The 17992-nt window shown below is 59.6% G+C and carries 16 protein-coding genes; 8 read left to right on the top strand and 8 right to left on the bottom strand.

Annotated features, from left to right (window positions below; translation table 11 throughout):
- The first annotated feature begins 27 nt into the window (after positions 1-27).
- Positions 28-1755 carry an ABC transporter ATP-binding protein/permease gene (locus BLQ41_RS00410; protein WP_090175546.1) on the top strand — a complete coding sequence of 576 codons (1728 nt, stop codon included), beginning with the start codon at positions 28-30 and terminating at the stop codon, positions 1753-1755.
- Between the two features lie 213 nt (positions 1756-1968).
- Entirely contained in the window at positions 1969-2718 is a 750-nt protein-coding gene (locus tag BLQ41_RS00405; RefSeq protein WP_197678908.1) for a FadR/GntR family transcriptional regulator, read from the top strand.
- A 138-nt stretch (positions 2719-2856) separates the two neighbouring features.
- On the opposite strand, the gene BLQ41_RS00400 is transcribed toward BLQ41_RS00405, so the two are convergent.
- Together BLQ41_RS00400 and BLQ41_RS00395 are read right to left on the bottom strand one after the other, a co-directional pair.
- On the bottom strand, positions 2857-3048 hold the full coding sequence (locus BLQ41_RS00400) for a hypothetical protein (protein ID WP_090175540.1): 192 nt from the start codon (positions 3046-3048) through the stop codon (positions 2857-2859).
- A 14-nt stretch (positions 3049-3062) separates the two neighbouring features.
- On the bottom strand, positions 3063-4364 hold the full coding sequence (locus BLQ41_RS00395) for a phospholipase (RefSeq protein WP_090175538.1): 1302 nt from the start codon (positions 4362-4364) through the stop codon (positions 3063-3065).
- Positions 4365-4602: 238 nt separating this feature from the next.
- Between BLQ41_RS00395 and kdgD the strand changes: the two genes are divergently transcribed.
- From kdgD to BLQ41_RS00370, 5 genes are all read left to right on the top strand, one after another.
- Entirely contained in the window at positions 4603-5514 is a 912-nt protein-coding gene (kdgD, locus tag BLQ41_RS00390) for a 5-dehydro-4-deoxyglucarate dehydratase (protein ID WP_090175535.1), read from the top strand.
- Between the two features lie 61 nt (positions 5515-5575).
- Positions 5576-7021, top strand: a complete 1446-nt coding sequence (locus BLQ41_RS00385; protein WP_090175532.1) for an aldehyde dehydrogenase family protein — start codon at positions 5576-5578, stop codon at positions 7019-7021.
- Positions 7022-7192: 171 nt separating this feature from the next.
- Positions 7193-8560, top strand: a complete 1368-nt coding sequence (locus BLQ41_RS00380; RefSeq protein ID WP_090175529.1) for an MFS transporter — start codon at positions 7193-7195, stop codon at positions 8558-8560.
- Positions 8561-8571: 11 nt separating this feature from the next.
- Positions 8572-10125 carry a galactarate dehydratase gene (gene garD, locus BLQ41_RS00375; protein ID WP_090175526.1) on the top strand — a complete coding sequence of 518 codons (1554 nt, stop codon included), beginning with the start codon at positions 8572-8574 and terminating at the stop codon, positions 10123-10125.
- A gap of 168 nt (positions 10126-10293) precedes the next feature.
- On the top strand, positions 10294-11235 hold the full coding sequence (locus BLQ41_RS00370; RefSeq protein WP_090175523.1) for an AEC family transporter: 942 nt from the start codon (positions 10294-10296) through the stop codon (positions 11233-11235).
- Between the two features lie 156 nt (positions 11236-11391).
- Here the strand turns inward: BLQ41_RS00370 and BLQ41_RS00365 are convergent, their stop codons facing one another.
- The 6 genes from BLQ41_RS00365 to gatC all read right to left on the bottom strand — a co-directional run bounded on the left by BLQ41_RS00365 (position 11392) and on the right by gatC (position 16615).
- On the bottom strand, positions 11392-11727 hold the full coding sequence (locus BLQ41_RS00365; RefSeq protein WP_408003527.1) for a carboxymuconolactone decarboxylase family protein: 336 nt from the start codon (positions 11725-11727) through the stop codon (positions 11392-11394).
- Between the two features lie 41 nt (positions 11728-11768).
- Positions 11769-12830: a calcium/sodium antiporter gene (locus BLQ41_RS00360; RefSeq protein WP_090175519.1), complete on the bottom strand. Its 1062-nt coding sequence runs from the start codon at positions 12828-12830 to the stop codon at positions 11769-11771.
- Positions 12831-12880: 50 nt separating this feature from the next.
- Positions 12881-13255, bottom strand: a complete 375-nt coding sequence (locus tag BLQ41_RS00355; RefSeq protein WP_090175517.1) for a septal ring lytic transglycosylase RlpA family protein — start codon at positions 13253-13255, stop codon at positions 12881-12883.
- Between the two features lie 148 nt (positions 13256-13403).
- Positions 13404-14849, bottom strand: coding sequence for an Asp-tRNA(Asn)/Glu-tRNA(Gln) amidotransferase subunit GatB (gene gatB, locus BLQ41_RS00350; RefSeq protein WP_090175515.1), 1446 nt, complete (start codon positions 14847-14849; stop codon positions 13404-13406).
- Between the two features lie 10 nt (positions 14850-14859).
- Positions 14860-16311 (bottom strand): Asp-tRNA(Asn)/Glu-tRNA(Gln) amidotransferase subunit GatA, encoded by a 1452-nt coding sequence (gene gatA, locus BLQ41_RS00345; RefSeq protein ID WP_090175512.1) that lies wholly within the window; start codon positions 16309-16311, stop codon positions 14860-14862.
- Positions 16312-16327: 16 nt separating this feature from the next.
- Positions 16328-16615, bottom strand: coding sequence for an Asp-tRNA(Asn)/Glu-tRNA(Gln) amidotransferase subunit GatC (gene gatC, locus BLQ41_RS00340; RefSeq protein WP_007901429.1), 288 nt, complete (start codon positions 16613-16615; stop codon positions 16328-16330).
- Between the two features lie 210 nt (positions 16616-16825).
- On the opposite strand from gatC, the gene mreB reads away from it, so the two are divergent.
- Positions 16826-17863 (top strand): rod shape-determining protein MreB, encoded by a 1038-nt coding sequence (mreB, locus tag BLQ41_RS00335; protein ID WP_002555108.1) that lies wholly within the window; start codon positions 16826-16828, stop codon positions 17861-17863.
- Positions 17864-17992: the final 129 nt, after the last annotated feature.

Genomic DNA, 17992 nt, shown 5'->3' with positions numbered 1-17992 from the left:
TGTTCTTTTCTTTATTGAGCCTTATCCATGAATCAGAACGCTGAATATTCCGCGGTCAACGATGCTGTGCGCGGGCAGTTTTTTCGCAAAGTCTGGGCGATGACCACGCCTTACTGGCGCAGCGAAGAGAAGGGCAAGGCCTGGACGTTGCTCATTGCCGTGATTGCGCTGTCGCTGTTCAGCGTGGCGATTTCGGTGTGGATCAACAGTTGGTACAAAGACTTCTATAACGCCCTGCAAAAGAAGGACGAAGCCGCCTTCTGGCAGTTGATTCTGTATTTCTGCGGCATTGCGGCGGTGGCGATCCTGGGGGCGGTGTACCGGCTCTATCTGACTCAGATGCTGACCATTCGCTGGCGAGCCTGGCTCACCGAAAAACACTTTGCCCGTTGGCTGGGCAGCAAGAATTATTACCAGCTGGAGCAGGGCGGCTATACCGATAACCCGGACCAGCGGATTTCCGAAGACCTCAATAAATTCACCACCAACACCTTGGGCCTGGGCCTTGGGCTGATACGGAACATCGTCAGCCTGGTGTCGTTTTCGATCATTTTGTGGGGCGTATCAGGCAGCATCGAAGTGTTTGGCTTCACGATCCCCGGCTACATGTTTTGGTGCGCACTGGTTTACGCCGCCGTCGGCAGCTGGCTGACGCATGTGATCGGTCGTCGTTTGATCGGCCTCAACAACAACCAACAACGTTTCGAAGCCGACCTGCGTTTCTCCATGGTGCGGGTCCGCGAGAATGCCGAGAGCATCGCGTTGTACAACGGCGAGCCCAACGAGAACCGCCGACTGAGCAGTCGCTTCGGTCTGGTCTGGCATAACTTCTGGGACATCATGAAAGTGTCCAAGCGCCTGACTTTCTTCACGTCCGGTTATGCTCAGATCGCAATCATCTTCCCGTTCATGGTCGCGGCGCCGCGTTACTTTGCCGGCAAGATCGAGCTCGGTGAGCTGATGCAAATCAACTCCGCGTTCGGCAATGTGCAAGAGAACTTCAGCTGGTTCATCAGTGCGTACCAGGACCTCGCCGAGTGGCGCGCCACCTGTGATCGTCTGCTGAGCTTCCGCCAGGCCATGACTGACAACGAAGAGCGTGCGCCAGCCATCGACGTGCAGAACGTGGGTACGGCATTGCGCGTGCACAACCTCGGTCTTGATCTGGCTGACGGTCGTCACCTGCTGACCAACGCCGAGATGACGGTGGAGGAGGGCGAGCGCGTCATGCTCAGCGGCCGTTCCGGCAGCGGCAAATCGACCTTGCTCCGGGCGATGGGGCATCTGTGGCCCGCCGGTCACGGCAGTATTCGTCTGCCGACCTCGCGTTATCTGTTCCTGCCGCAAAAGCCCTATCTGCCCATTGGTACGCTCCGCGAAGCGCTGAGTTATCCACAGGCCGGCGATACGTATCCGCATGAGCGTTACGTGCATGTGCTGGAAACCTGCCGTTTGCCGCACCTCGTCGCGCGTCTGGACGAAGCCAATCACTGGCAGCGCATGTTGTCGCCGGGCGAGCAGCAACGGTTGGCCTTCGCCCGCGCGCTGCTGTTTGCACCGAAGTGGCTGTACATGGACGAAGCCACCTCGGCGATGGACGAAGAGGATGAAGGGTCGCTGTATCAAGCCTTGATCGATGAGATTCCGGGGCTGAGTATCGTCAGCGTCGGGCATCGCAGCAGTCTGAAACGCTTCCACCCACGGCATGTGCGCATTGAAAACGGGCATTTGGTGGACCAGGCCGTGACCGCATAAACACCACCGCCAAAGTAGGAGCGGTCGAGTGAAACGAGGCTGCGATCTTTTGATGTTGTTTTTCAACAGAGCAAGATCAAAAGATCGCAGCCTCGTTTCACTCGACAGCTCCTACAAGGTTTCAGTGATCAGGCGATTTGATCGCGGGTGATCGTACAACCGTGTTGAGCTATGATGCGGTTTCAGCCGAATTTTTCGAGAAAGACGTTCACCATGGAAAACCCGATCGACGCACCTCGCCTCCCTCGCAAGCGCCGCAGCCTCGCACAGGAATTGGTGACGGTGCTGTCCGAGCAGATCCGCGACGGCCACCTCAAACGTGGCGATAAATTGCCCACCGAGTCGGCAATCATGGATGCCCATGGCGTCAGCCGCACCGTGGTTCGCGAGGCGATTTCCCGCTTGCAGGCCGCCGGACAGGTGGAAACCCGCCACGGCATCGGCACCTTCGTGCTCGACACACCGAGCCCGAGCGGTTTTCGTATCGACCCGGCCACCGTGGTCACGCTGCGTGACGTGCTGGCGATTCTGGAGCTGCGCATCAGCCTGGAAGTGGAATCCGCCGGCCTTGCCGCACAACGTCGCAGCCCCGAGCAGTTGGCATTGATGCGAGCGGCTCTGGACGCATTGAACGAAAGCGTTTCCCATGCCAGTGATGCCGTGGCGTCGGATTTCCAGTTTCACCTGCAAATCGCCCTGTCGACCGGTAATCGCTACTTCACCGACATCATGACCCACTTGGGCACCAGCATTATTCCGCGCACCCGCCTCAATTCCGCGCGCCTGGCCCATGATGACCAGCAGCACTACATGAATCGCCTGAGCCGTGAGCACGAAGAGATTTACGACGCCATTGCGCGCCAGGATTCGGATGCGGCGCGAGCGGCGATGCGTTTGCACCTGACCAACAGCCGCGAACGACTGCGCCATGCGCATGAAGAGGCTGAGGCGCAGCGCGGGTAATTGCCTGCCTGACAGGTGAGATCGTTCCCACGCTCTGCGTGGGAATGCCTCTTGTGACGCTCCGCGTCACGCTTTAGGACGCAGAGCGTCCCTGGCTGCATTCCCACGCAGAGCGTGGGAACGATCAGGTGCGGCGGATCAGCTGGTACTGAGAATCGAACGATCCACCCTCACGGCCCACTCGGAAGCCCCGGCCTTGGCATCGAATGCCACCTGCCCATGCTCATCAACCACCGCCCGGGCAATCGCCACTCCCTTGGCCAACAACTCCAACGGCGCCCCCTTCATCGATTGCCCCGAAGCCAATTCCAGTTTCAATTTAATTGTCATCATTGATCTCCTTATCAGGCCACATTGCCCGTTGGTTTGTAGTCCTTGAGCAGCAAGTAAGTGCTCCAGCCCCACCAGTCATCGACGGTAGCGGTGTCGTTCAAGTTGTTGACGTCCTTTCTGCGCAACACCTTGTTGCCCTCCATCCTGAACAGCGGTGAAAAATTGCCCGCCAGGTTCAGCACTGCCTGCAAATCCGGCAGATGCTTCAGCGCGCCGAAACTGCCGGGCGACGGTGCAACGCCGCTGAGATATGCCGCAAACACTTCATCCGCCGACACCTGAACCGCTTGATTCACCTGGATGCGATTGGCGTTGGAGAGGTCGTCGAAGTAGCGTTTGTCGCCATACGCGCGCCATTGCGCACCGTTGCCGTTGCGCACATTGAGGCCGAACTTGCTGTCTTCGTCGTGCATGAAGCGGGTAATCAACGAGCCCAGGTCACTCGGTGTGACCACCGCTGCCAGCTGCTTGCGGGGCACGCGTAAGTGACCGGCGGAAAACAGGTCGGTCAGGTAGTGGTCGGCAAACGCGTTCATCGCGTAGGCCAGTTCCAGTTGCTTTTCATCGCCGCTGTTGTGCGCTTTCACCGCTTGTTGCAGGGCTGCCGCATGACCGGCGATATAGGCCAAAAGCGCCCATTCGCCAAAGTGGTCGGCGTTGTTGGCGGCCAGTTTCAGGTAACGCCCCAACGGAAACAGTGCCGAGACGAAACTGCCACCGCCAGTGATCCGGTTCCACTCTTCGGACAACGTATCACCAAGCGCGTCGTAGGCTTCGTGAGGTTGTTTGCCGTCCTTGATCGCCTGTTTAACCGCGGCGATTTCCTTCTGCATGACGCCAAGAATCAACTTGGCCTCGGCATTGGATGCAGGCAGCACGGCCAGCGAGTTGAAGGCGTTGTTGAATCGCTGGATACGCTCGGCAGCACTGACGCCTTCGCTGACGGGTTGATCGGGAATGCCATAAAAATCAGCGCTCAGTGCAACGATCTGGCCGTAGGTCAGCGCCAGCCCATTCGGTAAATGCAGTTCAACCTGAGAAGCGGGGACAGCAGGCGCGTCCTTGATGAAACGCAGCAGGGTGCTGTCACCGATGGCCGTGTGTTCGCCGCCCTCGAACCGCAATTGCGGCCTGTTTTTCAAGGCCTTGCCGGGTGGCGTGCTGGAAGTCTGAGGTGCGTCGTTGTGTTCACCGAGATGCAAAACCAGCGAATCGCCATCGGCGATGGCGACGCCCTGTTCGGTAAAAAGATCATCCAGGTTCACGATGACCTGCTTGGGATTTTCCTGCGGTTGTGTGTGTAGACCTGACATTTCTAGCTCCTTGATATGTCGTAGGTATAGATTCAATTTAGCTGTATGTATATACAGTTATTCGAATCATAGAAGAGAAATTTCCTACGTCAAGAAAATACCTTTCCGACTCAAAATGTGAGGTTCGCGATGAAATGCAGTTGACGGTTATTATTTAAGTTGTACGATGACCTACAACTCGGCGAAAGCTGAACGGTTTCTCACACAAACATACGTCGCTACCTAGGGTGTTCGAATAATGAATCCACAAGAACTGAAGTCCATCCTCTCTTCCGGCCTGCTGTCTTTCCCGGTCACCGATTTCAATGCCCAGGGCGATTTCCATCGCGCTGGTTACATCAAGCGTCTCGAATGGCTGGCCCCATACGGCGCCACGGCGTTGTTCGCCGCGGGCGGCACCGGTGAGTTCTTCTCTCTGGCGGCCAGCGAATATTCGGAAATCATCAAGACTGCGGTCGACACCTGCGAAACCAGCGTGCCGATCCTGGCCGGTGTAGGTGGTTCGACACGTCAAGCCATCGAATACGCCCAGGAAGCCGAGCGTCTGGGCGCCAAAGGCCTGTTGTTGCTGCCGCACTACCTGACCGAAGCCAGCCAGGATGGCGTTGCCGCCCACGTTGAAGCCGTGTGCAAATCGGTAAAAATCGGCGTGGTGGTTTACAACCGCAACGTCTGCCGCCTGACTGCTCCGCTGCTGGAACGTCTGGCTGAGCGCTGCCCGAACCTGATCGGTTACAAGGATGGCCTGGGTGATATCGAGTTGATGGTTTCGATCCGTCGCCGCCTCGGTGATCGCTTCAGCTACCTGGGTGGTCTGCCGACCGCTGAAGTGTACGCCGCTGCCTACAAGGCCCTGGGCGTGCCGGTTTACTCCTCGGCGGTGTTCAACTTCATCCCGAAAACCGCGATGGATTTCTACCACGCGATTGCTCGCGACGATCACGCCACCGTTGGCAAGATCATCGACGACTTCTTCCTGCCGTACCTGGACATCCGTAACCGCAAGGCCGGTTACGCAGTGAGCATCGTCAAGGCCGGGGCAAAAATTGCTGGCTATGACGCAGGCCCTGTGCGTGCGCCGCTGACCGACCTGACCGGCGAAGAGTACGAAATGCTCGCCGCGCTGATCGACAAGCAAGGTGCGCAGTAACACACCCGATTAAACAAGGCCGCTGAGTGATCAGCGGCTTTTTGCGTGAGGAGAACATTCCGTGGCAGATTCAAAGCGTTTTGATAACTACATCAACGGTGAGTGGGTGGCAGGCAGCGATTACTGCGCCAACATCAACCCGTCCGAACTGACCGACACCATCGGCAACTACGCCAAGGCCGATCTGGCCCAGGTCCATGCGGCCATCGACGCCGCTCGCGCCGCGTTCCCGGCCTGGTCGACTTCGGGTATTCAGGCTCGCCATGACTCGCTGGATAAAGTCGGCACTGAAATCCTCGCCCGTCGTGAAGAGCTCGGCACGCTACTGGCCCGGGAAGAGGGCAAGACCCTGCCGGAAGCCATTGGCGAAGTGACCCGCGCCGGCAACATTTTCAAATTCTTCGCCGGTGAAACCCTGCGTCTGTCCGGTGATTACCTGCCGTCGGTGCGCCCGGGCGTTAACGTTGAAGTCACCCGCGAAGCGCTGGGTGTGGTCGGTCTGATCACGCCTTGGAACTTCCCGATTGCGATCCCAGCGTGGAAAATCGCTCCAGCCCTGGCCTACGGTAACTGCGTCGTGCTCAAACCGGCCGATCTGGTGCCAGGTTGCGCGTGGGCACTGGCCGAAATCATCTCCCGCGCAGGCTTCCCGGCCGGCGTGTTCAACCTGGTGATGGGCAGCGGTCGAGTGGTTGGCGATGCGCTGGTGCAAAGCCCGAAAGTCGATGGCATCAGCTTCACCGGTTCCGTCGGTGTCGGACGTCAGATCGCGGTCAGTTGCGTCTCGCGCCAGGCCAAGGTTCAGCTGGAAATGGGGGGCAAGAATCCGCAGATCGTTCTCGACGACGCCGACCTCAAACAAGCGGTCGAGTTGTCGGTGCAGAGTGCGTTCTACTCCACCGGTCAGCGCTGCACGGCTTCGAGTCGTTTTATCGTCACCGCCGGCATCCACGACAAATTCGTCGAAGCCATGGCCGAGCGCATGAAGTCGATCAAGGTCGGCCACGCCCTGAAATCCGGCACCGACATCGGTCCGGTGGTTTCCCAGGCTCAGCTTGAACAAGACATGAAGTACATCGACATCGGCCAGTCCGAAGGTGCGCGTCTGGTCAGCGGCGGTGGTCTGGTGACGTGCGACACCGAAGGCTACTACCTCGCGCCGACGCTGTTTGCCGACAGCGAAGCCGCGATGCGCATCAGCCGCGAAGAGATCTTCGGCCCGGTGGCCAACGTGGTTCGCGTGGCGGATTACGACGCTGCACTGGCCATGGCCAACGACACCGAATTCGGTTTGTCGGCGGGTATCGCCACCACGTCGCTGAAGTACGCCAACCACTTCAAACGCCACTCCCAGGCCGGGATGGTGATGGTCAATCTGCCGACGGCGGGCGTGGATTACCACGTTCCATTCGGTGGGCGTAAAGGTTCATCCTATGGCTCCCGTGAGCAAGGTCGCTATGCGCAAGAGTTCTACACGGTCGTGAAGACCAGCTACATCGGCTCCTGACACATCGCGGTATCCCCCGATACCGTCCCCCTGTAGGAGCTGACGAGTGAAACGAGGCTGCGATCTTTGCTTTTAAAGATCAAAGGATCGCAGCCTCGTTTCACTCGTCAGCTCCTACAGGAAACACCCGTTTCACCCGCGCATAAAAATAATCAGTGGGAGTACACCTACATGCAAGCGACCAAGCCGACCCACGTCCGCTATTTGATTCTGCTCATGCTTTTCCTGGTGACCACGATCAACTACGCCGACCGGGCCACCATCGCCATCGCGGGCTCCAGCCTGCAAAAAGACCTCGGCATCGACGCGGTCACTCTCGGTTATATCTTCTCTGCATTCGGTTGGGCCTACGTGGCCGGGCAAATTCCCGGTGGCTGGCTGCTGGACCGATTCGGTTCGAAAAAAGTCTACGCACTGAGCATCTTCACCTGGTCGCTGTTTACCGTGCTGCAGGGTTATGTCGGTGAGTTCGGCATGTCCACGGCAATCGTTGCGCTGTTCATGCTGCGCTTCCTGGTGGGCCTGGCCGAAGCGCCATCCTTTCCCGGTAACGCGCGCATCGTGGCAGCCTGGTTCCCGACGGCTGAACGCGGCACTGCGTCGGCGATCTTCAACTCGGCACAATACTTTGCCACCGTACTGTTCGCGCCGCTGATGGGCTGGATCGTCTACAGCTTCGGCTGGCAGCACGTGTTTGTGGTGATGGGCGGGATTGGCATCGTGTTCTCGCTGATCTGGCTGAAAGTTATCCACAGCCCGCGTCAGCACCCGATGATCAACGAAGCCGAGTTCAAGCACATCGCCGACAACGGCGGCATGGTCGACATGGACCAGGACAAAGGCAAAGGCAAGAAAGTCGACGGGCCGAAATGGGACTACATCCGCCAGTTGCTGACCAACCGCATGATGCTCGGCGTTTACCTGGGCCAATACTGCATCAACGGCATCACCTACTTCTTCCTGACCTGGTTCCCGGTGTACCTGGTGCAGGAACGCGGCATGACCATCCTCAAGGCAGGTTTCATCGCTTCGTTGCCGGCCATCTGCGGCTTTATCGGTGGCGTGCTCGGCGGGGTGATTTCCGACTACCTCCTGCGCAAGGGCCATTCCCTGACCTTCGCCCGCAAGGCGCCGATCATTGCCGGTTTGCTGGTTTCCAGCAGCATCGTGGCCTGCAACTATGTCGATATCGAATGGATGGTGGTCGGCTTCATGGCCCTGGCCTTCTTCGGTAAAGGCGTTGGCGCACTGGGCTGGGCCGTGGTGTCCGACACCTCGCCAAAACAGATTGCCGGTTTGAGTGGCGGCCTGTTCAACATGTTCGGCAACATCGCGTCCATCACCACGCCGATCGTGATCGGCTACATCATCAGCTCCACCGGTTCGTTCAAATGGGCCTTGGTGTTTGTCGGTTGCAACGCACTGGTCGCAGTGTTCAGCTACCTGGTGATCGTCGGTCCGATCAAACGTGTGGTGCTCAAAGAGCCGCCAGTCAGCGGCCCTGAAACCAACAACAAATTATCTCAAGCGCATTCCTGAGGAGCGGCGTCATGCAGTTGATTGAACATTCCGACTCGCCGCGCTACATCCGCCTGCACGAGCGGGACAATGTCGTGATCGTGGTCAATGACCAGGGCGTGCCGGCCGGCACCGAGTTTCCCGATGGCCTGGTGACGGTGGACTTCGTGCCGCAGAGCCACAAAGTCACCCTGGAAGACATTCCGGAGGGTGGCCAGGTCATTCGTTACGGGCAGACCATCGGCTATGCGTTGCAGCCGATTCCACGCGGCAGCTGGGTCAAGGAAGATCAACTGCGCATGCCCACCGCGCCACCGCTGGACAGCCTGCCGCTGTCCACCGATGTACCGAACGCGCAGGAACCGCTGGAAGGCTTCACGTTCGAGGGTTATCGCAATGCTGACGGCACCGTCGGCACACGCAACATTCTGGGGATCACCACGACCGTTCAGTGCGTGACCGGTGTGCTCGACCATGCGGTCAAGCGCATCAAGGACGAGTTGTTGCCGCTTTATCCGAACGTCGATGACGTGGTGGCGCTGACCCACAGTTACGGTTGTGGCGTGGCCATCACCGCCACCGACGCCTACATCCCGATCCGTACCGTGCGCAACCTGGCGCGCAACCCGAACCTGGGTGGCGAAGCGTTGGTCATCAGCCTTGGTTGCGAGAAATTGCAGGCCGGGCAGGTGATGCACGAGAACGACAGCTCGGTGGACCTGAGCGATCCGTGGTTGTATCGCTTGCAGGATTCCAGTCACGGTTTCACCGAAATGATCGAGCAGATCATGGCGTTGGCCGAGGTCCGTTTGAAGAAACTCGATCAACGTCGCCGGGAAACCGTGCCGGCGTCCGAGTTGATTCTGGGCATGCAGTGCGGCGGCAGCGATGCTTTCTCAGGCATCACCGCCAACCCGGCGTTGGGCTATGCCTCGGACTTGCTGCTGCGGGCCGGTGCGACGGTGATGTTTTCCGAAGTCACCGAAGTGCGTGACGCGATTTACCTGCTGACGTCCCGCGCCGAAACCAAGGAAGTCGCCGAGGAACTGGTGCGGGAAATGGACTGGTACGACCGTTACCTGGCCAAGGGCGAAGCGGATCGCAGCGCCAACACCACGCCGGGGAACAAGAAAGGCGGGTTGTCGAACATTGTCGAGAAGTCCTTGGGCTCGATCGTCAAATCCGGCAGCAGCGCGATCAACGGCGTGCTTGGCCCTGGCGAACGCTTCAAGCGCAAAGGGCTGATTTTCTGCGCGACCCCGGCCAGTGATTTTGTCTGCGGAACGTTGCAACTGGCGGCCGGGATGAACCTGCATGTGTTCACTACCGGGCGCGGCACGCCGTATGGCCTGGCGATGGCACCGGTGGTGAAGGTGTCGACGCGCACAGAACTGGCGCAGCGCTGGCCGGACCTGATCGACATCGATGCCGGGCGGATTGCCACCGGACGGGCGTCGATTGAAGACCTCGGCTGGGAGTTGTTCCACTACTACCTGGACGTGGCGAGCGGGAAAAAGCAGACGTGGGCCGAGCATCACAAACTGCATAACGACATCACCTTGTTCAACCCGGCGCCGATCACCTAAGAACGAGTCGCCTGCATCGCGGGCAAGCCCGCTCCCACACTGATCACGTGAGCACTGGAGATCAAGTGTGGGAGCGGGCTTGCCCGCGATGACGGTCTACCAGACGCCGATGTCTCAGGTGGCTTATCATTAGCCCCCTAACGACGCCCACCCAAGGTTCCCCCCGGCATGCTGGCAATTTTCCTCGAAACCCTGAACATCACCGCGCCGGTGTTTGCCATGCTGTTTTTGGGTGTGCTGCTCAAGCGCATCAACTGGATCAACGACAACTTCATCCACACTGCGTCGGCCTTGGTGTTCAACGTCACCATGCCGGCGTTGCTGTTTCTGGGCATCCTGCATGCCGACCTGCACGCCGCGCTGCAACCGGCGCTGCTGATCTACTTCGCGCTCGCAACGCTGGTGTGTTTTGCCATCGCCTGGGGCTGGGCGATCTGGAAGTGCCCGCGCGAAGACCGCGGGATCTACACCCAAGGCGCGTTTCGCGGCAACAACGGCGTCATCGGCCTCGCACTGGCGGCGAGCATGTACGGCGATTACGGCATTTCCCTCGGGGCGATTCTCGCGGCGCTGGTGATCCTGTTTTACAACACGCTCTCAACCATCGTGCTGGCGGTCTACAGCCCGGTGATCAAGTCCGACCCGTGGAGCATCTTTAAAAGCGTGATGGTCAATCCGCTGATCATCAGCGTGTTTGCGGCGGCGCCGTTTGCTTATTTCAAGATCGGTTTGCCGGGGTGGCTGGAAACCTCCGGTCAGTACCTGGCGCAAACCACCTTGCCATTGGCGCTGATCTGCATCGGTGGCACGTTATCGCTGGCAGCGATGCGCAAGAGCGGCACGATGGCGCTCAGCTCCAGCCTGGTGAAGATGATCGGCTTGCCGGTGCTGGCGACGCTGGGAGCGTGGTTGTGGGGTTTTCGCGGTGCAGAGTTGGGGATTCTGTTTCTGTACTTCGGCAGCCCGACCGCGGCGGCCAGTTTTGTCATGGCCCGTCAGGCCAATGGCAATCATGAGTTGGCGGCGGCGATCATTGTCATTACGACGTTGATGGCGGCGATTACCACCAACCTCGGGATCTTTTTGTTGCAGTGGGGCGGGTGGATCTAGCTTCGGAATTTGTGGTGTTCTCCAGGGCCTAATCGCGGGCAAGCCCGCTCCCACAGGGTTCCGTTTTGTTGCACACATTGCATGTACACCAAAGTCCACTGTGGGAGCGGGCTTGCCCGCGATAGCGATCTCACTGTCACTGCAAAAGCCAGGTTGTTACTCCGGCTTCTGATAGCTATCGATCACTTCCTGCGCCGCCCGAAATGCGTCAATCGCCGCCGGCACACCGGCATACACCGCGCAATGCAGCAACGCCTCGCGAATCTCTTCCACGGTGCAACCGTTATTCAATGCACCGCGCACGTGACCTTTCAATTCCTGCGGGCACTTCAACGCGGTCAGCGCGGCGAGGGTGATCAGGCTGCGGGTTTTCAGCGGCAGGCCTTCGCGATTCCACACGCTGCCCCAGGCGTGTTCATTAACGAAATCCTGCAGCGGCTGGGAGAACTCGGTGGCATTGCCCAGTGCGCGGTCGACGAAGGCGTCGCCCATGACTTGGCGGCGGACTTCAACGCCAGGCTTTTTGTTGTCGGTCACGGCATTTCCCTCTTGTGGTGTTGGCGACGCCAGGCGCGCAGCGACGTAAACAGCAGGTACGCCACCAGCGCCGGCAGGACGAAAAACAGCATCAGGTGTTCAAGTTTGCCGGCCAGCGGCATGCCGGTGGTGAATGACACCACGTGCAAGCCGTAAGCGAGGTACAGCCCCAGAAACAGCAAGCCTTCGGCTCGGGTCACCCGGTAGCCGGTGTAGAACAGCGGCAGACACAGAACGGCGACGCCGAGCATCACCGGCAAGTCAAAATCCAGGGCGTTGGGCGAAACAGACAGCGGCGAAGGTGCGACGAGTGCCGTCAGGCCCAGCACGCCGAGAAGGTTGAACAGATTGCTGCCGATGACGTTGCCCACGGCAATATCGCGCTGACCACGCAACGCGGCGATCAATGAGGTGGCCAGCTCTGGAAGTGAAGTGCTGATGGCGACGATGGTCAGCCCGATGATGCGCTCCGACAGCCCCAGATCGGTGGCAACCGCCACGGCGGCACCCAGCAACAAGTGAGCGGCATACACCAGCATGGCCAGTCCGGCGACGATCATCAGCACGCTGCTGACCCACGGCGCCTTCGGTGTTTCGTCCTGGTGGGAGGGCGGGCGAGCCGAATGCCTCGACTGGCGCAGCAACAAGCCCAGGTACAACACCAGCGCGGCCAACAGAATCAAGCCGTCCACGCGATCCAGCTCTTTGTTCCAGGCCAGTACGAACACCAGCAGGCTGGCGCCGATCATCAGCGGAATATCCAGACGCACCAGCTGCCGCGAAACCCGTAGCGGAATGATCAGCGCCGAAAGGCCCAGGGTGACCAGGATGTTGAAGATGCTGCTGCCAATCACGCTGCCGACGGCGATGTCGGCGTTTTGCGCCAGGGTGGCTTGCAGGCTGACCGCCATTTGCGGCGCGCTGCTGCCAAGGGCGACGATGGTCAGCCCGATGATCAGCGGCCGCACATGCAGGCGCGCAGCCAGACGCACGGCGCCGCGCACCATCAGTTCGGCGCCCGCGATCAGCAACAGCAGGCCAACGAACAATTCAATCAGGCTGATCAGGGGTAAATCATCAAGTCCGAAAATGGTTTGGGCTCCAGCTGCTAATCGTCGAGGGCTTGCACGCGAACGCGCGCGGTGCCACTACCGAGCATGCCCAACCGCTCGGCCGCTTCATGTGACACGTCAATCAGGCGCCCACGGGCATGCGGCCCGCGATCGTTGATGCGGACCACGCAGGACTTGTCGTTATTCAGATTGGTGACCTTCACCCGCGTGCCGAACGGTAACTGGCGATGGGCGGCGGTCAGGGAATTCTTGTTGAAACGCTCGCCACTGGCAGTGCGTTTACCTTGGTGTTTGGCGCCGTAATATGAAGCCACGCCGGTTTTGTCGTAGCCGTGCGGATCGATGATGTCGTTGCTGGCGCAACCGGCCAGCAGGGAGAGCAGGGCGCAGGCACTGAGCAGACGCTTCATTCAAAAGCTCCCAAAAACAAATGTGGGAGCGAGCTTGCTCGCGATGGCGCCCCGACAGTCAACTCAGTGTTGAATGCCGATCCGCTATCGCGAGCAAGCCCGCTCCCACAGAGGGTAGAGCCAGGTATGAATGCTGGCTCCATTTTCATCAGCCTTCGAGCTTGCTTTTGAGCAGTTCGTTGACCTGTTGCGGGTTGGCCTTGCCTTTGGAGGCTTTCATGGCCTGGCCGACGAAGAAACCGAACATTTTGCCGCGTTTGGCTTCGTCTGCCGCGCGGTATTGCTCGACCTGCTCGGCGTTGGCCGCGAGCATTTCGTCCAGTACCGCCGAGATCGCGCCACTGTCGGTCACTTGCTTCAAGCCACGCTTGTCGATGATCTCGTCCGCGTTGCCTTCGCCGTTGGCCATCGCTTCAAACACCACTTTGGCGATTTTGCCGGAGATGGTGTTGTCCTTGATGCGCAGCAGCATGCCGCCCAGTTGCTCGGCCGAGACCGGCGACTGGTCGATTTCCACGCCTTGCTTGTTCAGCAGGCTGCCCAGTTCAACCATGACCCAGTTGGCGGCCAGCTTGGCGTCGCCGCTGATGCCCACGACTTTCTCGAAGTAATCGGCTTGCTCGCGGCTGGTGGCCAGGACGCTGGCGTCGTAGACCGACAGGCCGAACTGCGCCTGGAAGCGCTCGCGTTTCTGCGGTGGCAATTCCGGCAGGGTGGCGCGCACTTCATTGAGGAACGAGTCTTCGATGACCACGGGCAGCAGGTCCGGATCGGGGAAGTAACGGTAGTCGTTGGCTTCCTCTTTGCTGCGCATCGGACGGGTTTCGTCCTTGTTCGGATCGTACAGGCGGGTCTGCTGGATCACTTTGCCGCCATCTTCGATCAGCTCGATCTGACGGCGAACTTCACTGTTGATCGCCTTCTCGATGAAGCGGAACGAGTTGACGTTCTTGATCTCGCAGCGTGTGCCGAACTCAACCTGGCCTTTGGGACGGATCGACACGTTGCAGTCGCAACGCAGCGAACCTTCGGCCATGTTGCCGTCGCAGATGCCCAGGTAACGCACCAGCGCGTGGATCGTCTTGACGTAAGCCACGGCTTCCTTGGCGCTGCGCATGTCCGGCTCGGAAACGATTTCCAGCAGCGGCGTGCCGGCACGGTTCAGGTCGATGCCGGTGGCACCGTTGAATTCTTCGTGCAGGCTTTTACCGGCGTCCTCTTCCAAGTGCGCACGGGTAACGCCGACACGCTTGATCGTGCCGTCTTCCATGGCGATGTCCAGGTGGCCCTTGCCGACGATCGGCAACTCCATCTGGCTGATCTGGTAGCCCTTGGGCAGGTCCGGGTAGAAATAGTTTTTACGGGCGAACACGTTGTGCTGGCCGATTTCGGCATCGATAGCCAGGCCGAACATCACCGCCATGCGCACCGCTTCCTGGTTCAGCACCGGCAGAACGCCGGGCATGCCCAGGTCTACCAGGCTGGCCTGGGTGTTCGGCTCGGAACCGAAAGTGGTGGAACTACCGGAAAAGATTTTCGACCGGGTGGTGAGCTGGGTATGAATCTCCAGCCCGATCACGACTTCCCATTGCATGTGTTTCTCCTCAGAAGCCGGTTGGGGTGCGAGTGTGCCAGTCAGTGTTCAACTGGTACTGATGCGCAACGTTGAGCAAGCGGCCTTCCTGGAAATACGGGGCGAGCAATTGCACGCCGACCGGCAGGCCATCGACAAAACCGGCGGGCATAGACAAGCCCGGCAGGCCGGCGAGGTTGGCGGTGATGGTGTAGACGTCTTCCAGGTACGCAGCGACCGGGTCGCTGTTCTTGGCGCCAAGCTTCCAGGCCGGGTTCGGCGTGGTTGGGCCGAGGATGATGTCGACCTCATTGAAGGCGGCCATGAAGTCGTTCTTGATCAGGCGACGAATCTTCTGGGCCTTAAGGTAGTAGGCGTCGTAGTAACCGGCCGACAGCGCGTAGGCGCCGACCATGATCCGGCGCTGCACTTCCGGGCCGAACCCTTCGCCACGGGAGCGTTTGTACAGGTCGATCAGGTCTTTCGGGTTTTCGCAGCGATGGCCGAAACGCACGCCGTCGAAACGCGACAGGTTGGAAGAAGCTTCTGCCGGAGCGATCACGTAGTACGCGGGAATCGCGTGCTGCATGTTCGGCAGGCTGATTTCCTTGACCACGGCACCGAGCTTTTTCAGTGCTTCGACGCTGGCCATGACCAGGTCGGCGATGCGTGGGTCGAGACCGGCGCCGAAATATTCCTTCGGCACGCCGATGCGCAGGCCTTGCAGCGAACCGTTGAGGCTGGCGCTGTAATCAGGCACGGGCTCGTCGATGCTGGTGGAGTCCTGCGGGTCGAAACCGGCCATGCCTTGCAACAGGATCGCGCAGTCTTCGGCGGTGCGGGCCAGAGGGCCACCCTGATCGAGGCTGGACGCGTAGGCGATCATGCCCCAGCGCGAAACGCGACCGTACGTCGGTTTCAGGCCGGTGAGGTTGGTCAGTGCAGCCGGTTGGCGGATCGAGCCGCCGGTATCGGTGCCGGTGGCCGCTGGCAGCAGGCGCGCGGCAACCGCTGCCGCCGAACCGCCGGACGAACCGCCCGGAACGTGTTCCAGGTTCCACGGGTTTTTCACCGGGCCGTAGTAGCTCGACTCGTTGGCTGAACCCATGGCGAATTCGTCCATGTTGGTCTTGCCCAGGGTCACGGCCCCGGCAGCGGCCAGCTTGGCGACGACGGTGGCGTCGTACGGCGCCTTGAAATTGTCGAGCATCTTCGAGCCGCAGCTGGTGCGGATGCCCTGGGTGCAGAACAGGTCTTTGTGCGCGATCGGCGCGCCGAGCAGGGCGCCGCTCTCACCGTTGGCGCGGCGTGCGTCAGCGGCTTTCGCCTGCTGGAGCGCCAGGTCTTCGGTGAGGGTGATGAAGCTGTTGAGCTGAGGATCGAGCTGGGCGATACGCGCCAGCAGGGTTTTTGTCAGCTCTTCGGAAGAAAACTTTTTATCGGCGAGACCGCGGGCGATCTCGGCCAGAGTCATTTGATGCATTGCAGGCTCTTTCCCTTTAGTCGATGACTTTCGGAACCAGGTACAGGCCGTTTTCGACCGCTGGTGCGATGGACTGGTAGGCCTCGCGATGATTGGTCTCGGTCACGACGTCTGCACGCAGGCGCTGGCTGGCTTCCAGTGGGTGGGCGAGCGGCTCGATACCGTCGGTATTGACCGCCTGCATTTCGTCGACCAGCCCGAGAATGCTGTTCAGGGCCGAAGTAATATGTGGAAGATCGGCATCATTAAGGCCAAGGCAGGCCAGATGAGCGATTTTTTCCACGTCGGAGCGTTCAAGCGCCATGGGAATCTCCAGTGGAAAACAGAACGGACGTCGTCCGTGTGTTAGATTGTCGGAACACTACCGCATTTCTACGGTCATAAGGCCGCGATTGTGGGGGTTGGTGCACAGAAAAGCGGCCAATTTAACATATTGGCGCCTTGCCCAAAATCCCTGTCGTTGTTAGAGTTTGCCGCACTTTTTTACCCACGCGTTGCCTAGGGTCCCTTTCCCATGTTCAAGAAACTGCGTGGCATGTTTTCCAGCGATCTTTCCATTGACCTGGGCACTGCCAACACCCTTATTTACGTGCGCGAGCGCGGTATCGTCCTGAATGAGCCATCGGTTGTGGCTATTCGGACACACGGTAACCAGAAAAGTGTCGTTGCTGTCGGCACCGAAGCCAAGCGCATGCTCGGCCGAACGCCGGGCAACATTGCTGCCATTCGTCCGATGAAGGATGGCGTGATTGCCGACTTCAGCGTCTGCGAAAAGATGCTGCAATACTTTATCAACAAGGTTCACGAAAACAGCTTTCTGCAGCCAAGCCCTCGTGTGCTGATCTGCGTTCCGTGCAAATCCACTCAGGTTGAGCGTCGTGCCATCCGTGAATCGGCCCTTGGCGCCGGTGCGCGTGAAGTGTTCCTGATCGAAGAGCCAATGGCTGCTGCGATCGGTGCCGGCCTGCCGGTTGAAGAAGCACGCGGTTCGATGGTCGTCGACATCGGTGGTGGTACCACTGAAATCGCACTGATCTCCCTGAACGGTGTGGTCTACGCCGAATCCGTCCGGGTTGGCGGCGATCGCTTCGACGAAGCGATCATCACCTACGTGCGCCGTAACTACGGCAGCCTGATCGGCGAATCCACTGCCGAGCGCATCAAGCAGGAAATCGGTACGGCCTACCCGGGCGGCGAAGTGCGTGAAGTCGACGTTCGTGGCCGTAACCTGGCCGAAGGCGTTCCACGCGCTTTCACCCTGAACTCCAATGAAGTGCTGGAAGCTCTGCAAGAGTCTCTGGCGACCATCGTTCAGGCGGTCAAAAGTGCCCTGGAGCAATCGCCTCCGGAACTGGCTTCCGATATCGCCGAGCGTGGCCTGGTACTGACCGGTGGTGGCGCCTTGCTGCGTGACCTCGACAAGTTGCTGGCCCAGGAAACAGGTCTGCCGGTGATCGTCGCCGAAGACCCGCTGACCTGTGTGGCTCGCGGCGGTGGTCGTGCGTTGGAGATGATGGACAAGCACACCATGGACCTGCTTTCCAGCGAGTAAGTCGCCGGATCGCATCTATGCTGTTGAGCGCGCAGGCGGCACTTTGCAGTGCTGCCTGTTGGCGTTTATCTTCTGTCACTCTGCATCCAGGCCGGTTTGATGCCGTATGAATAAAGAAAACATTTGCCT

This window comes from Pseudomonas arsenicoxydans (assembly GCF_900103875.1).
GTDB classification, from domain to species: Bacteria; Pseudomonadota; Gammaproteobacteria; order Pseudomonadales; family Pseudomonadaceae; genus Aquipseudomonas; species Aquipseudomonas arsenicoxydans.
This window is presented reverse-complemented; position numbering and strand designations above follow the sequence as displayed.

Bases quoted from the DNA above. Each gene is read 5' to 3' on its own strand.
- garD (WP_090175526.1), top strand. From the start codon at position 8,572: ATGCAGTTGATTGAACATTCCGACTCGCCGCGCTACATCCGCCTGCAC.
- kdgD (WP_090175535.1), top strand. From the start codon at position 4,603: ATGAATCCACAAGAACTGAAGTCCATCCTCTCTTCCGGCCTGCTGTCT.
- BLQ41_RS00395 (WP_090175538.1), bottom strand. From the start codon at position 4,364: ATGTCAGGTCTACACACACAACCGCAGGAAAATCCCAAGCAGGTCATC.
- BLQ41_RS00405 (WP_197678908.1), top strand. From the start codon at position 1,969: ATGGAAAACCCGATCGACGCACCTCGCCTCCCTCGCAAGCGCCGCAGC.
- BLQ41_RS00355 (WP_090175517.1), bottom strand. From the start codon at position 13,255: ATGAAGCGTCTGCTCAGTGCCTGCGCCCTGCTCTCCCTGCTGGCCGGT.
- gatC (WP_007901429.1), bottom strand. From the start codon at position 16,615: ATGGCGCTTGAACGCTCCGACGTGGAAAAAATCGCTCATCTGGCCTGC.
- BLQ41_RS00380 (WP_090175529.1), top strand. From the start codon at position 7,193: ATGCAAGCGACCAAGCCGACCCACGTCCGCTATTTGATTCTGCTCATG.
- BLQ41_RS00365 (WP_408003527.1), bottom strand. From the start codon at position 11,727: ATGGGCGACGCCTTCGTCGACCGCGCACTGGGCAATGCCACCGAGTTC.
- gatB (WP_090175515.1), bottom strand. From the start codon at position 14,849: ATGCAATGGGAAGTCGTGATCGGGCTGGAGATTCATACCCAGCTCACC.
- gatA (WP_090175512.1), bottom strand. From the start codon at position 16,311: ATGCATCAAATGACTCTGGCCGAGATCGCCCGCGGTCTCGCCGATAAA.
- BLQ41_RS00400 (WP_090175540.1), bottom strand. From the start codon at position 3,048: ATGACAATTAAATTGAAACTGGAATTGGCTTCGGGGCAATCGATGAAG.
- BLQ41_RS00410 (WP_090175546.1), top strand. From the start codon at position 28: ATGAATCAGAACGCTGAATATTCCGCGGTCAACGATGCTGTGCGCGGG.
- BLQ41_RS00370 (WP_090175523.1), top strand. From the start codon at position 10,294: ATGCTGGCAATTTTCCTCGAAACCCTGAACATCACCGCGCCGGTGTTT.
- mreB (WP_002555108.1), top strand. From the start codon at position 16,826: ATGTTCAAGAAACTGCGTGGCATGTTTTCCAGCGATCTTTCCATTGAC.